The sequence below is a fragment of the Sodalis sp. RH15 genome (assembly GCF_047324255.1).
Taxonomy (GTDB): domain Bacteria; phylum Pseudomonadota; class Gammaproteobacteria; order Enterobacterales; family Enterobacteriaceae; genus Acerihabitans; species Acerihabitans ligni.
On the sequence record NZ_CP178738.1, the window covers coordinates 345,012 to 359,577 of the forward strand.

Annotated in this window: 14 protein-coding genes; 7 read left to right on the forward strand and 7 right to left on the reverse strand. The window is 52.6% G+C overall.

Features of this window, described 5'->3' with window-relative positions; translation table 11 throughout:
- Positions 1-52: 52 nt before the first annotated feature.
- The 3 genes from ACL2XO_RS01590 (at position 53) to ACL2XO_RS01600 (ending at position 3,123) form a co-directional block, all read left to right on the forward strand.
- On the forward strand, positions 53-661 hold the full coding sequence (locus ACL2XO_RS01590; RefSeq protein WP_413742049.1) for a hypothetical protein: 609 nt from the start codon (positions 53-55) through the stop codon (positions 659-661).
- A 94-nt stretch (positions 662-755) separates the two neighbouring features.
- Positions 756-1,394, forward strand: a complete 639-nt coding sequence (locus ACL2XO_RS01595; protein ID WP_413726196.1) for a glutathione S-transferase — start codon at positions 756-758, stop codon at positions 1,392-1,394.
- 190 nt (positions 1,395-1,584) lie between these two features.
- Complete coding sequence (locus ACL2XO_RS01600; RefSeq protein WP_132924037.1) at positions 1,585-3,123, forward strand: aldehyde dehydrogenase family protein; 1,539 nt, start codon at positions 1,585-1,587, stop codon at positions 3,121-3,123.
- Positions 3,124-3,161: 38 nt separating this feature from the next.
- Here ACL2XO_RS01600 and ACL2XO_RS01605 read toward each other — a convergent pair whose 3' ends face one another.
- Positions 3,162-4,406 carry an MFS transporter gene (locus ACL2XO_RS01605; protein WP_132924036.1) on the reverse strand — a complete coding sequence of 415 codons (1,245 nt, stop codon included), beginning with the start codon at positions 4,404-4,406 and terminating at the stop codon, positions 3,162-3,164.
- 257 nt (positions 4,407-4,663) lie between these two features.
- On the opposite strand from ACL2XO_RS01605, the gene ACL2XO_RS01610 reads away from it, so the two are divergent.
- Positions 4,664-5,674 (forward strand): acyltransferase, encoded by a 1,011-nt coding sequence (locus ACL2XO_RS01610; protein ID WP_413742050.1) that lies wholly within the window; start codon positions 4,664-4,666, stop codon positions 5,672-5,674.
- Positions 5,675-5,684: 10 nt separating this feature from the next.
- Here ACL2XO_RS01610 and ACL2XO_RS01615 read toward each other — a convergent pair whose 3' ends face one another.
- The 3 genes from ACL2XO_RS01615 to ACL2XO_RS01625 all read right to left on the reverse strand — a co-directional run bounded on the left by ACL2XO_RS01615 (position 5,685) and on the right by ACL2XO_RS01625 (position 7,801).
- The gene (locus tag ACL2XO_RS01615; RefSeq protein WP_413742051.1) at positions 5,685-6,599 is read right to left on the reverse strand and encodes a GlxA family transcriptional regulator; all 915 of its coding nucleotides are present in this window, start codon (positions 6,597-6,599) and stop codon (positions 5,685-5,687) included.
- Positions 6,600-6,622: 23 nt separating this feature from the next.
- Positions 6,623-7,174 (reverse strand): cysteine hydrolase family protein, encoded by a 552-nt coding sequence (locus ACL2XO_RS01620; RefSeq protein WP_413742052.1) that lies wholly within the window; start codon positions 7,172-7,174, stop codon positions 6,623-6,625.
- A 270-nt stretch (positions 7,175-7,444) separates the two neighbouring features.
- A complete protein-coding gene (locus ACL2XO_RS01625) occupies positions 7,445-7,801 on the reverse strand; it encodes a VOC family protein (RefSeq protein ID WP_413742053.1) in 357 nt (118 codons plus the stop codon).
- A gap of 1,201 nt (positions 7,802-9,002) precedes the next feature.
- On the opposite strand from ACL2XO_RS01625, the gene ACL2XO_RS01630 reads away from it, so the two are divergent.
- Entirely contained in the window at positions 9,003-9,854 is an 852-nt protein-coding gene (locus tag ACL2XO_RS01630) for a hypothetical protein (protein ID WP_413742054.1), read from the forward strand.
- 535 nt (positions 9,855-10,389) lie between these two features.
- Here the strand turns inward: ACL2XO_RS01630 and ACL2XO_RS01635 are convergent.
- Positions 10,390-10,785: a VOC family protein gene (locus ACL2XO_RS01635; protein ID WP_413742055.1), complete on the reverse strand. Its 396-nt coding sequence runs from the start codon at positions 10,783-10,785 to the stop codon at positions 10,390-10,392.
- 162 nt (positions 10,786-10,947) lie between these two features.
- On the reverse strand, positions 10,948-11,466 hold the full coding sequence (locus ACL2XO_RS01640) for a cupin (RefSeq protein ID WP_203524294.1): 519 nt from the start codon (positions 11,464-11,466) through the stop codon (positions 10,948-10,950).
- Between the two features lie 154 nt (positions 11,467-11,620).
- On the opposite strand from ACL2XO_RS01640, the gene ACL2XO_RS01645 reads away from it, so the two are divergent.
- Entirely contained in the window at positions 11,621-12,220 is a 600-nt protein-coding gene (locus tag ACL2XO_RS01645; RefSeq protein WP_413742056.1) for a nitroreductase family protein, read from the forward strand.
- A gap of 435 nt (positions 12,221-12,655) precedes the next feature.
- On the opposite strand, the gene ACL2XO_RS01650 is transcribed toward ACL2XO_RS01645, so the two are convergent.
- The gene (locus tag ACL2XO_RS01650; RefSeq protein WP_132924027.1) at positions 12,656-13,855 is read right to left on the reverse strand and encodes a multidrug efflux MFS transporter; all 1,200 of its coding nucleotides are present in this window, start codon (positions 13,853-13,855) and stop codon (positions 12,656-12,658) included.
- A 248-nt stretch (positions 13,856-14,103) separates the two neighbouring features.
- Here ACL2XO_RS01650 and ACL2XO_RS01655 point away from each other — a divergent pair, with 248 nt between their 5' ends.
- Positions 14,104-14,529 carry a MarR family winged helix-turn-helix transcriptional regulator gene (locus tag ACL2XO_RS01655; RefSeq protein WP_243701599.1) on the forward strand — a complete coding sequence of 142 codons (426 nt, stop codon included), beginning with the start codon at positions 14,104-14,106 and terminating at the stop codon, positions 14,527-14,529.
- The last annotated feature ends 37 nt before the right edge of the window (positions 14,530-14,566 follow it).

Below are 14,566 nucleotides of genomic sequence, written 5' to 3' on the forward strand. Positions count from 1 at the left end.
TACCGTCCGGTGGGACGGAGCGAATCATTGAAAAACAGATAAGGCCATGCCCATGCGCTATACCATTATCACGTCGTTGCTCATTCTGGCGGCATCAGCGCTGCCGATTGCCGGTGGGGCGACCCAAACCCCGGCCTCGCCAACCCCTGATGCGGCCGCAAACGCGCCGGCCGTTGCGGCGAATCAGGATATCAGCGTCGCCGTGCTCGACGGCAAAATCACTCTGCGATTGCCGGGGGATTTTGTTGATCAAAGCCGGAAAGACGCCGCCGGACAAAATTCAGGCGTCGTGGTCAGCCTGTACGTTAACAAATCCCGTTCCCAGGTGGTGGGCATCAGTGAGGTTCCCACCGCCGCCGGGGATGCCAACGACACCAGCGACGATGCCTTTAATAAAATGGCCCAGGGTGCGTTTTCCGGCCTCAAGACCCAATTCAACCATGTGACAAAAACCGGCCAGACCACGCCCGTGGCGGGGGGGCACAAATTTCTGCGTATTGACAGCAAACAGGAGATGAAAGGCGAAGCCATGATGGGCACCATACTGGTCACGCCTTACAGCGCGCGCGTCGTGACCCTGCAGATATTGACCCCGGAATCAGGTGCTTCAGGCCATGATCTGTTGGTTAAGCATATTCTGGACAGTATCGCGTTCCACTAAGTCGGCCGCGAGGCGTCAACAGTCGCGGCGAATTCCACTGTTTCTCCTTGCGTGCGCCATACTAAAGTCAGGATGACGGTAACCGGAGGCGAAGATGAAACTCATTGGCAGTTACACCAGCCCGTTTGTGCGGAAAATTTCGGTAATCCTGCTGGAAAAGAGTCTCCCCTTCCAGCTCATAAACGCATCGCCCTGGGAAGAAGACCCCCAGGTCATTGCCGTTAACCCTTTAGGTAAAGTACCGGTACTGATCACCGGGCAAGGGGAGCCCATCTTCGATTCACCGATTATCGCGGAATATCTTGAGCTTTTATGCGCTGAACCGGCGCTGCTGCCGGCGGACCGTCTGCAGGCCCTGCGGGTGCGCCAACTGGAAGCCCTGGCGGATGGCGTGACGGATGCCGCGATGGCCATTGTCAGGGAGTGCCGGCGGCAGGCGGACCGGCAAAACGAAAGTTTTATCCTCTATCATCGGGAGAAGATCCGCCGGGGCTTGAATGCGCTGGAACTCGCGGCTGGTGAGGGTAAATGGCTTAATACTTCCACCCTGTCCCTGGCGGATATCGCCGTGGCCTGTTCGCTGGGATTTATCAATTTTCGCCGGGTGATGCCGAACTGGTGTGTGGAAAGGCCGGCGCTGGTAGCAATGGCCGGACGTATATTGGCCAGAACCAGTTTTGCCCGAACGGCGCCGCCGGCGGCGGCCGATGTGTATACGAGTGAAATGTTATAAACGGAAATGTGAGACCTATCGTAAAGTGCAAATTCCTTCTTCTCCCGCCTATCTCCCCCGCTTCCCTGAAGCTAACGTTAACGGATAGCGTACAGACCGGCTTATCGCCGCGTGTCGAAGTTGTTCGCTGATAACGGCCCTCCAAGGCCGGTAAGGCATCGATCAGGCTATTGAGTGTAAAGGAGAAACCATGGCTCACAATCCCCCCTCAAGCCGGCTGATACCCGGCGAATATGGTTACCCGCTTGAACTGAAACCACGCTACAACAATTTTATCGGCGGCGAATGGGTCGCGCCGGTGAACGGTGAATATTTTGTCAATCTGACGCCGGTAACCGGCCAGCCGCTGTGCGAAATCGCCAGCTCCGGTCCCGGCGATATCGATCTGGCCCTGGATGCGGCCCATAAGGCCAAAGCGGAATGGGGCGGCATGTCCATACAGAACCGCGCCGCCATTCTTTTTCGCATCGCCGATCGCCTGGAGCAGAATGTTGAACTGCTGGCGGCGGTTGAAACCTGGGATAACGGCAAGCCCATCCGCGAAACCAGCGGCGCCGATGTGCCGCTGGCTATCGATCATTTCCGTTATTTCGCTTCCTGTATCCGCGCGCAGGAAGGGGGGATCAGCGAAATCGACGGCGATACCGTGGCTTATCATTTTCATGAGCCCCTGGGCGTCGTCGCCCAGATTATTCCGTGGAATTTCCCGTTGCTCATGGCCTGTTGGAAAATGGCGCCGGCCCTGGCGGCGGGCAACTGCATCGTATTGAAACCGGCTAAGCTGACCCCTTTGTCGGTCCTGGTGATGATGGAGCTGATCCAGGATTTGCTGCCGGCCGGGGTCATCAATGTGGTGAACGGCGCCGGCGGTGAAATCGGCGAATACCTGGCCACCTCCAAACGCATCGCCAAGGTGGCGTTTACCGGCTCCACCGAAGTGGGGCAGCAAATCATGAGTTATGCCTCGCAGAATGTGATCCCGGTGACCTTGGAGCTGGGCGGCAAATCGCCGAACATCTTTTTTGCCGACGTAATGGCAAAAGAGGACGCTTTCTTCGATAAAGCCCTGGAAGGTTTCGCCCTGTTCGCCTTCAACCAGGGCGAAGTCTGTACCTGCCCCAGCAGGGCGCTGGTGCAGGAGTCCATTTACGAGCGTTTTATGGAGCGGGCGGTGAAACGGGTCGAGGCAATCCGCAGCGGCAATCCGCTTGATAGCGGTACCATGATGGGGGCGCAGGTCTCCTTGGGACAAATGGATACCATCCTGAATTATATCGCCATCGGTAAAAAAGAGGGGGCCGAAGTCCTGACCGGCGGACGGCGTAAAGCCATGGAAGGGGAACTGGCCGAAGGGTATTACCTGGAACCCACCATCTTGTTCGGTAAAAACAGCATGCGGGTGTTCCAGGAGGAAATCTTCGGGCCGGTGCTGTCGGTCACCACGTTCAAGGATATGGACGAGGCGCTGGCGCTGGCCAATGATAGCGATTACGGGCTGGGGGCCGGCGTATGGAGCCGCGACGGCAATATTGCCTATAAGATGGGCCGGGGCATCCAGGCCGGCCGGGTATGGACCAATTGCTACCACGCCTATCCCGCCCACGCCGCCTTCGGCGGTTATAAGCAATCCGGCATCGGACGCGAGACCCATAAGATGATGCTGGAGCATTATCAGCAGACCAAATGCCTGCTGGTGAGCTACTCCGAGCAGCCGATGGGACTGTTCTAGATGAGAATATGGCCGGCACTCGCCGGCCATCACTAATACTAATGCGCCGCGGTGGGCAATGACGTCAGCGTCGAGGCGCGGCGGCGGATAAACACCCGCACCAGCGCATACCAGCCCAGCACGCTCAGCAGGTTAAACAGATTGAACAATCCGCTGCCGCCCTGTTCATACAGCACTTTGGCCAGCTCAATGCCCAAGGTATACACCACCATGTTCAGCATGCCCACCGCCGCCGAAACGGTGCCTTTGCTCATGGAGCTGGAGAACAGCGTCAGGCGATACAGGCCGGCGTTGGCGATGCCGATACCGAATGCATACAGGCTCAGGCCGGCAGTCATCCAAAGATAGGCATGGGGAGACCAGAGCGTTGCCGCGGCGGCAACCGTTAGCCCGCCGATAATAGGCGCGACGCCGAGCTTGATAAGCCTGTCCACGGTACGCCCGCCGCTTAAACGGGCCAGGGTGAGATTGCCGATAATCAGCGCGCCGAATATCGGCATTTGCAGCATGCCGTATTCAACCGGCGTCAGCCCCTCCTCCCCCATCAAAATGACCGGCGACTGAGCCAGCCACGAGAGCAGCGGCAGACAGGCCAGGCCGATGGCCATGGCGCCATAAATGAATTGGCGGTTGGTCAGCACTTTTTTATAGTCCTGCCACAGGCCGGCGGGGGACAACGGTTCGCCGATGCGTGAAGCGGTTTCCGGCATTGCGCGCCACAACCCCGCCAGGGCAATGGCCGCCACCGCGGCAAACAAAATGAACATTACCTGCCAGGAGGCGAATCGGACAATGAGGGATCCGCCCAGCGGGCCCAGCAGCGGCGCGATAAGCGCGACATTGGCCATTAGGGCGGTGATTTTGATGCACACCGACTCCTCGTAAGACTCCTGTATCGTGGCATAGCCTACCGCGCCGATGAAACACAGGCCAAACCCCTGCAAAAAACGCAGCGCGATAAATTGTTCAATGGTATTCACCAGCAGGATGCCCAGACAGGCGGCGATAAAAAACAGCACGCCCGCCAGCATGACCGGACGGCGCCCGCGGCGATCCGACAGCGGACCCAATAACCACTGCAGCACCATGCCGCCGGCCAGATAGGCTGTCATTGAAGTGGGAACCCATTCACGCCCGGCATTAAAGGTTTCGATGACCGCCATCATACCGGGCTGGATCATGTCATTGGCGATATAAACCGCAAATTCGAACAAAACCAGGCACAACGGAAACAGCAACGCCCGCCGTCCGGAGCGGGTAGCGGGGGAAAAAGCATTTTGCATAAACTAACCAATTGAATTTAGGGTGAAAAATAGTTCAACCCAGTAGTACAACCACTTCTGGCTGGCTATTTTGCAGACAAATATTGCCAGAAGCAACCCCCAAGATGGCCTGTCAGCACATTCTGGCCGTGGTTCTAAAGACTCGCCTGGCCGCAACGAGAATTCTATTGGGTAGATATTGTTTAATGCCGCTGAGTTATATAGCCTATTTTTAATATAGCCAGATCTACGTCAATGAGTACCGAGCGGGGAAAAGGATGATAACCGAGAACAACGACAATAGATTGTACTGGATAGATAACCTCCGCGCCACGGCCTGTCTTATGGTGATAATGATTCATACCACCTCTTTTTATGTCACTCATGGCCTGGGGGTGGGCGAATATAATTGGTTAATGGCTAATGTACTCAATTCCGCTTCGCGGGTGTCGGTTCCGCTTTTTTTCATGATTTCCGGTTTTCTTTTTTTTGGCGAGAGGCAAGCCGGTAAAAAACATTTTTGCCGCATAGCATGCTGTATACTATTTTATAGTATAATCTCTTTGATTTATATGAATTATTTAACCTCCATCAATACCGTGGAGGCGTTGAAGGATGTGTTTCAAAAGCCGATATTTTTTCATCTCTGGTTTTTTTATGCCTTGATCATCATCTATCTGCTATCGCCCCTTGTTCGGATAAAACCCGTATCGGCGAAAGGTTTGATCTGGATTGTCCTGTTGTTGGGCGTCCTGGCTAATCCCAATACCAATGTGGTAAATATAGGCAAAGTGTCCGTTCTACCCCTCAATTTCTATATCAGCGGCGATGCGTTTTATTATGTGTTATATGCCATGCTCGGGCGCGCTATAGGCGTAATGGACATACAGGGTAAATTCATCCCCTACGCCATGGGGGGGATTTTTTTGCTGGCGGTAGCCTTAATAGCGCTGGGTACGAAAAGGCAATTGATCATAAACGGAGAGTACGCTGAAACCTATTATATCTATTGCGGACCCCTGGTGTTTATTGCCGCCATCAGCCTGTTTATCGTGTTCAAGCAGGCGTTAACCCATCCGCCGGCCATGCCGTTACGGTTGATTTCACACTACTCGCTGGGCATTTATGGTTTCCATGCTTTTTTCATTAACTTTGCCCGCACCCATAATTGGGATAACAAAGCCTATCCGATGCTCGACATTCCGGTGCTGTTTGCGGTTACCCTGGTATGCAGTTTATTACTGGCGGTGGGGCTGGGAAAAATCGACAGACGCCATTGGGTAAGCTGAGGCCGGCTGTTCAGCTATTCCAGCGCAATTGCGCCCGCCGCAGCTGGCGGCTGGATGAGAACCCGGCCGCCAGAGCCGATTTCTCTATTCCCATGCCCTGTTGCAATCGCTGCTGCGCCACCGCGAGTTTCAACTGCTCATGATATTCCCGGACGCTAAGCCCCAAATGCTCGCGGAATAAGCGGGTCAGGTGGCGGCTGCTCATAAACACCTGCCGGGCCAGATCTTCCAACTGCCATTCGGCTTCCGGCTCATGGGCCAGAATATCCTGCGCCCGATGCACCGCCGGATGAAGATGATTGCGATAGCGCAGCCAGGGCGACAGCTGCGGATCGTCCCCGCCGCGGCGGAAAAAAACCACCATTTCGCGGGCAACGGCCATCGCCTGCCGGGCATCGACATACTTGCTCACCAGATAAAGGGCCAAATCAATGCCGGCGGTAATGCCGGCGCTGGTAAAGATGCCGCGATCCTCCACATAAATCCGGTTGTCTTTCACCAGCGCGGCGGGCGCCTGCTGGCGCAGCCGCTCCAGCACATCATGGTGGGTGGTGCAGCGATAGCCGTCCAACAGTCCGGCCCGTCCGGCCAGCAATGCGCCGGAGCAGACGCAAACCAGCGACCAGCGGCGGGACAGAACATGCTGCCGGCTTGCCTGCAGCCAAAGCTGTGCTTCCCTGGCGGGAGCGCTGTCCAACTGGTGCCGGGAATCCGCCACGCCGGGTATCAGCAACAGGCTGTCGTCGGGCAAATCCGCCGGGAGAGGGGCGATGTGCCCCACCGTCAGGCCCACCGACGTCATCGCCTCTTCCCGTGGGCCGATATAATGCAAGCGGAAGGCGCCGGATAAGGCCAATACCTCCGCCGGCCCGGTCAGATCCAGCGCCATCGTTTGCGGCAATACCAGAAAATAGACGTCGCGCATATGTGTGCCCTCGGTGGCCGGCGTCAATCTGCCGCGGTTAATTCAGCCAGGCATCCGGATACATCCCTGATAGCGGCGAAGCGATCTATCAGTACGGTTTCGGTATGAAATTTCAGCTCGGCGGTGCTGACGGCCTGGCCGGCGTGGGTCATGGGAAACGTCAGCGTCGCCTCGGTAACAAAGGTCACCCGGTACCCCAGATCGGAAGCGACCCGCGCGGTGGTCTCACAGCACTGCTCGGTACGCAGCCCGGCGATAATGAGATGTTTTATCCGCCGCTCCTGCAGCCAGGCATGTAATCCGGACTCGGTAAGGGCATTATGCACGTGTTTATAGACTGTGACATCGGCGGTATGGGTCAAAAAAGGGAGCCGGGTCACTAATCCTGAATCCAGAGCAAAAGGCCATTCGCCGTCGTCGTGGAAAATATCCACCAACAACGCTCCCCGTTGACGGCAGCCCTCTATCAGCGCCGTCAGCGCCTGTTTAAACGGGGGCAAATCCGCCTCGGACCAATAGGGACGGTGCAGAAAAGATGTCTGGACATCGATGATCAATAACGCGCTCTGTGCCATTTTCGGACTCCTCAGGTTGACTGTGGAATCATAGTGCCCCAGGGGCTGGGGAATAGACAGGTCAAAACCGGACATCATTATGGTGATACGGGACAGCTTCGGCAAAGTCGTCCAGGGCGAGATGAGAACGGTAGGGGAAAGCCGGTAGGGGGGTTATGAAAAAGGCCGGGGCAAGTCTGGCGGCGGGGTAGCGGTCAGACAGATTAAAATCCGGCCTGGGTATGACGGCCGGACGGTGCCGGCCGTCGGGGACGAAATCTTCCGGCCGGGTTAGGTTTCGGTCCAGACACCCAGAATATATCCCTCGGGATCTTTGAAATGCAACCGCTCTCCGCCCGGAAAGGCGAAGATGGGTTTCACGATCTCAGCTCCCGCGGCCTGCAGCTTTTTCTGGGTTTCAACGAGATTCTTGGCATAGAAAATCACCAGAGGGCCTCCTGCCGTGGTTATGGCCTCGGTGGTGGTAAATCCGCCGGTAATGCGGCCGTCGGAAAATTCGGTATAGGTTGGGCCGTAATCGGTAAAGAGCCAGTCAAACACCTCGCCATAGAATTTTTTAGCGCGGGGTATGTCGCTGACATTGAATTCGACATAGTCTACCTGCCCATTGGCGCCGATCTCTTTCATGGTCATATCCTCTGTTGCGTTGACATACCATAAGTATGGCCTATCGGTTGACGGTTAGCCGATCATCAAAACAAAAAACGTTCCCGGCCTTACCGACCGGGCGCTTAAATCCGATGCATTTAAATGATCATGATGTGGCAAATTGTTATTAAACTAATAATTTAATTATTTAAAAACAAAAGTCATTCGCAATGGGTTAGTCGATTAAAAATATAAATACTTAATGCCAATTGATAATTAATTTTATAATACATTATTATAAAGCGTTATCCGGCTGTCGCGGATGGCCTATACTCTTAGCCGACGGCGTTTCTTTAAGCCGCTTTTCGCCTAGTGAAAAAAATGTTCATGGCATTCACTGGAAAATTTGATAGGAGTTATTATGCTGGGAATCACTGAGGTTGTGGATCGTTTGTCCGCTTGTTTCAAATGTCCGTCGGATAACAATCCGGCTACGGATGAGGGACAAAGGGCCAAACCGGGGAATGTTAACAAGATCGTGAATATCACTTATACGCCCTCTTCTCCCTCCTTATCCGCACCCACCTTGCCTTCCCAGCATGATGCCGCGGCAGATTCCGATTGTACCGAAATCACATCCCAATGCCACCAAGGGGCGCGACAACATTCTGTTCGTTTTTCCGACGAGGTGGTAGTCGATCGGCCCCTACGACTTACACGGCCACAGCTAAAAAAAGTTACTCATGTCGTTAATCGAGAAGTAGCAAGACCCCAAACGCCCTTGCCGGAAAGGCAGAATACATTGTCGCTTAGTGAATAATCGATAATATAAGTAAAATGATGGCGACAGCACAGAGAGCTGCTGCCCGAAACAATATATAAATTTTTTATATGCATAAAAAATTTTATTTATAACTATATATATAATCTCCCGGTCGGCGACAGCTATTGCTAACCCCATTTTCCGATGTTAGTATGTCTCCGGCTGGTAACATTTCATTAACAAAAGCCATGGCTAATTTTATCGTCCTTTTTTCATAACGCGAAAGGCAGCGATGAATGCCTAAAATGATTGAATATGCCTAATGCCAAGGCTGTTGCAATACTCTAAAAATTACAAGGATAATAAATACCTTAAAAACAAATGCCACTATCAGAAACAAAAAACTAATCATTGCTTTTGAAAATATAAAATTAATTCTAAATTTTACTAATATCTATAATAATAGGAGATTGAGGTATGCTAACATTTTTGGATCATGCCAATTATAATAATCGGCTTTCGTTGATTATGCCGCCGGTAGCCAGCAAGAATAATAATTATCTCCCAAATTTACGCCAGGTCTCTAACCGCGATGATAAACCCTATACGAACAAGGCCGAAAAGAATTGTGACCACCTGGTTGATTTGTATCCATCAGCATTGATGTTCGCAACAGGAGAATCGCTGCCGGTAACATTCAAGCAGCTGTTTGTAGATCATTGCTTAAGGGATTTCTTTTCCTTGTGCCAAGGAAATGCTGATAAAACTTATGATAATTTTATCAATACCGATGCCGAAGAAATTTGGGTGCGAGAAAGCATCACTCTCTATGCATGCTCAAATTATATTGTAAAATACTATATTGAAACTTGTTCAATGCAAAAGCAATCCAATGTTAAAAAATTTCATAAGCATATAAAGGCATTGAGCAATCTTATGGTAGGTGACAGTTTCGATAGATCATCAAAATTTATAGTAGACATTGACGGGAGCCACAAAAATCATCCGCCATTGAGCACGCTTTTAAATAAAATAGGCGGCGATATTGTCAAAATATTTGATAATTGTCATGGCCCAAGTGATGATATCATTAATCTCATATTGCTTAACCACAGTATTCTAAATGTCAAAGGCAAGGACAAGGTAATAGTGGTAAATCATTCGTGGGATGGCGATATAAAGCATTTACAGCACATAGACAATGAAAGAGGTAAAACCCGGCAGCGAAGTTCATCCAGCACATCATATACTGAAGAACAATTAATTCGCGTAATCGGTACCCGGACCAAGTATCAATGTTTGAATATAAAAGGAAATAATAGTCAATGATTTCATCTATGCAAAGGTATAACGCTTGTATCCAACAAGCGCTTGTATCCAACAAGAGTGTCCTTCGTTATCCTCTTTAAGCAGATTATCAGGAGATGCCATAATGGACGGAGCCGCAGCATGTTTAGATATCGTGTTCCCTTGCTGTTATTTATCACCACAGACCGGGGCAAACAAAAGCGGGAATCTTTCAGCAGGGGAATCGAGAATCGCGGCAGCCTCTGCGGCTGCCAATAGACCTGTTCTTCCCGGTTTCAAGGATAGGCGGGCGCTCATCTCAACCGATTCGCGCTATAAGGTGTCTGGTCTATGTATATACTCTTTCCCGAGCTTTGTCGGGCCCCTGGAAGGCTTCACGCCCCCTCCAAGCGTATTCGTGATATGCAATAATAGGGGGCCGTCGCAGATTTGCGGCACCCTCAGCCCGGCACCCACCATAACGCGACAGCCGACATCAACGCCAAACCCGCTTATCACGGCCCCCGAAATGGATACCGTGCCGATTTCACTGAATCATCTATAGAACAGTATGCCTTTATTTGCCGTAATGCATGCCTTCCAGCTTCATGCCGTCAGGGTCTAGGAAGAATACCGCATAATAATCATCATAATATTCACCGGCGGGGTCGGCGATTTCGGCGCCGCTTCGTTCAAGCCAGGCCTGCAGCTCATCCACATCCTTACGGCTGTTAAGAGACCAGGCGTAATGATGAAAGCCTATATCGCCCTTGCGATAGGGATGCTTCTTGCCCTCCTGGTCTGCCTGATATATCCAGAAGCGGGTATTGCCGTTGCTCCAGCCCATGGCCTCGGGCATTTCGTTCATAATTTCAAAACCCAGGAAATCGAACAAGCCGCTGTAGAACTTCCTGGAAACCGCAAAGTCACTCACGCTGACCACTAAATGATCCACTGCCTGTACACGGGACATAGCCTTTCCTCCAGCTTGAAAGCCGGGCGGCATTGAGTGGGCGCTGCCTCACATGTCGTGCCGGCTGGGCAAAAAAACAGATTGGCGCTTAGGGTTAATGCGCGCTTGCACACAAAGTGCAAGCCGGGAAAGTTTCCCATCACCCTGTGCCTAAGTATAGCTTCAGGCTTGTTCGGGGTTATGCCACAGAGTGGTAATGCCTCCCCGATCGCCGGTAATCGGGTCGGTGGCGGGCAGGGGGACCTTGGCGATACGCTGACGGACCGCCGCCAGTTTGGCGGGATCATCGCGGCATAAGTCGGCGCTCATTCCGGGCGGATAAGCCCCCACCACCATAAAACCTTCCTCGGATTTGACGGCCTTATGGCCGACCCCGGCCGGAATAAGCACCACATCCCCTACGGTCAATGGCAATACCGGCCCGGTTTCCCCGCCGAACTGAACCTGGGCCTGTCCGGCATACACTCCCAGCAGCTCATGGGTCTCGGCGTGGAAATGGGTAAAGGGGTAGATAATATAACGCCATTGGGGCGGCCATTGATGTGCGGTGAAACACTGTTCAAGCCATGACGCCGGATCTTTTGTTTCAACCGGAATGATATTGCGGTAAATGACCAGCGGCAGCGGACTGTTGGGCACCCCGCCCACCGCCTCGTTCAGGTCCAGGGTTTCTATCGTCATCTGGAATTCCTCTGAAAACATGTTTTATCAGCATAGTTAATCATTAGAATGTCGCGAGAGATTTACAGACCCTACCCCAAGGAATAAGCTATCTGACGAATTGTAAGGTACGGATATCATTGTTCTCTAATTCGTTTTTAACGGGAGTCATCTCATGAGCAACGCTTTTTTAGACGCGATTACGGCTCGACGTTCAATCTATGCCATCGGCAAAAATGTCAGCCTGTCGGAGGACCAAATCACTTCGCTGATCAAACAAGCGGTGAAACACAGTCCCTCGTCCTTTAATTCTCAAAGCTCGCGCGTGGTGGTGCTTTTTGGCGCCCAGCATGAAAAATTATGGAATATCATTAAAGAGACCTTGCGAAAAATCGTTCCCGCCGAGGCTTTCTCCACTACTGAAACCAAACTCGCCTCCTTTGCCGCGGGCAAGGGTACGGTGCTGTTTTTTGAAGATACCCAGGTCATCGATACGCTGCAAAAACAGTTCGCTGCGTATGCCGACAACTTTCCCATTTGGTCGGAACATTCTACCGGTATTGCTCAGTTCGCCGTTTGGTCGACCTTGGCCCAGGAGCATATCGGCGCCACTGTTCAGCATTATAATCCGCTGATAGACGACGAGGTGAAAAGCACCTGGCATTTGCCGGACAGCTGGAAGCTGCGGGCGCAAATGCCGTTTGGCTCCATCGAGCAGCCGGCGGGAGAGAAAACGTTCATCTCCGACGAAGAGCGCTTTCGTATTTTTAAATAAGCAAAGAGTGTGAACCGCTCTTTACGTCCGGACCGATACGCTGCCGCGGGTATCGGTCTTTCAATATTGACGGCCTGACAGATAAAAGAGGCCGCCTTTCTCAAAAAAATCAGAAGCGGCTATAGTTAATGAGCTGAGCGGTCAAAAAATAAGCAGCGGGGTCGGCATCGGCTAACGCAATGGCCGGGGCCGGAAGATAAACGTGGTGAGTCACAGGAGAATGGCGATGACCAGGATTTTGATAGTATTTCTGTTTTTTGTAGCGATTTGCGCCGGAATCATGGTGGTACAGATGGGCGGCCGCTACCCTTGGATTTGATCTGCCCGCGGTAAGTCTTGCCTCCCTTGTGCCTGGTTGATTGATACGGCCGTTTCCTGTGAGTTTGGCCGGGAAAGGCTGTTGTCCGTTTGGTCCGGCTGAGGGCAGTGTGTTAGTTATGATTTGTCCGGCGGGCTGACTTTATGCAAGCCCGACCAAAGCTGCATGGTGTTGATAAAGACCATTAGCGCGGTGAAGACAAAAACCCAGCGAAACCCCAGTACCGCCGATACGCTGGAGCCAATGAGGGGGCCCACCACGTTGCCCATATACATAAAGGATTGATTATAACCAAAAATCCTTCCTGTCACCCGTTCGCTGGAATATTTGACCAGCAGGGTCTGGACGGCGGGCATAAGGGCACCGTCGGCGAAACCCAGCAGAAAGCGCAATATCCCCAACTGCAGGGGAGTCTGCACAAACGCCATAATGCAAAACAGCAGAATGCTGCCAATCATGGCGGTCATCAGGATACGGCCGGTGCCGATGCGATCCCCCAACTGGCCCAGTCGCGGGGCGGCAATAAGCGCCGACACCCCGGGCACGGCGGCGATGGCGCCGCTGATAAAGGCCAGGTTGCCGTTGTTGCCGGCAAGATCCTTGATAAACAGAGTCAGGATAGGGCTGATGGAGCTGTTGGTCAGCTGGATCATCATCGTGGTGATGAACAGGCTGAAAATCAGGGTGGGATAGGGCAGGGTTTCGAAAACCGCTCGCCCTTTGAGCATATTCGCCTTGGTGACCGTGACAACTTTTTCTTTAATCAAAAACAGCGTAATCAGGAAGCTGACAAACATCAGCAGCGCGGTAACCAGAAACACCGTCCGCAGCCCCAGATGGTCCGCCATAAATCCCCCCAGCAGCGGGCCGACGATAACGCCGGCCACCTGCCCGGTGGAAAGAGTACCCAGCGCCCAGCCGCTTTTATCGCGCGGCACCTGTGAGGCCACCAGCGCCATGGCATTGGGAATATAGCCGGAGGTTAGCCCCATCAGGGCGCGCAGCAGGAAGAGCTGGTAGACATTCTGGGCGAACCCTTGTAACGCGATGACCACCGCCATACCCAATGATGCCCGCAGCAGCATCAGTTTACGTCCTTTACGATCCGCCAGGCTGCCCCAGAGAGGGGATACTACCGAGGAGATAAGAAACGTGGCGCTGAAGACCAGACCCGACCAGATACTGAGGGCCTCATGGGAATGCACGCCCAACTGTTCAACATACAGCGGTAAAAACGGGAGTATTTGGCTCATGGCCAGTCCGGTAAAGAAGCAACCTAACCAGACGGAGATAATATTGACCTTCCAGGCTTCCATGTTTACACGCTTACGTTAAAGAAATAATGAGTTGCTTGTCGGGCAATATTAACAGCTTGGCGCGGCAAGACTCTATGTCGTTTATAATATGTAGCAAAATTATGGAGTATTGACATCATTATCCGGCCCTGGGGAAAGCCCGGTTAGCGGGCATCGAGGGAAAATTAAAAAAATAATTTGCTATTCTATAGTGTGCTATATAAAATAAAACCATGAAGTCACCACTTAACGGCAACACACCGATGGCTATGTCAATGTCGCTAGACCAACAGTTCTGCTTTGCCCTGTACTCCGCCAACCTGGCGCTGAATAAGGTGTATCGCAAATTACTGGCGAAGCTGAATCTCACCTATCCTCAATACCTGGTCATGCTGGTGTTATGGGAACGGGATGAAATCATGGTATCGGAAATCGGCGAGCAACTGTTTTTGGATTCCGCCACCCTCACCCCGCTGCTTAAGCGTCTGGAAGCTGCCGGTTTATTGCTGCGGTCCCGTTCCGCCGAGGATGAGCGCCAGGTGATCATCCGTTTGACCGATCAGGGCCGGGCATTGAAAGATGTTGCCAAATCGGTTCCGGACGATGTGCTGTGCGCCACCGCCTGTAGCGAAGAAAAATTAACCGGCTTGAAAAAACAGCTTGAATCCTTGCGCGCCCAGCTGGCGCAATGGTAAAACCGCCCAAGGCGACCCTTTAGCGGAACGCATTATG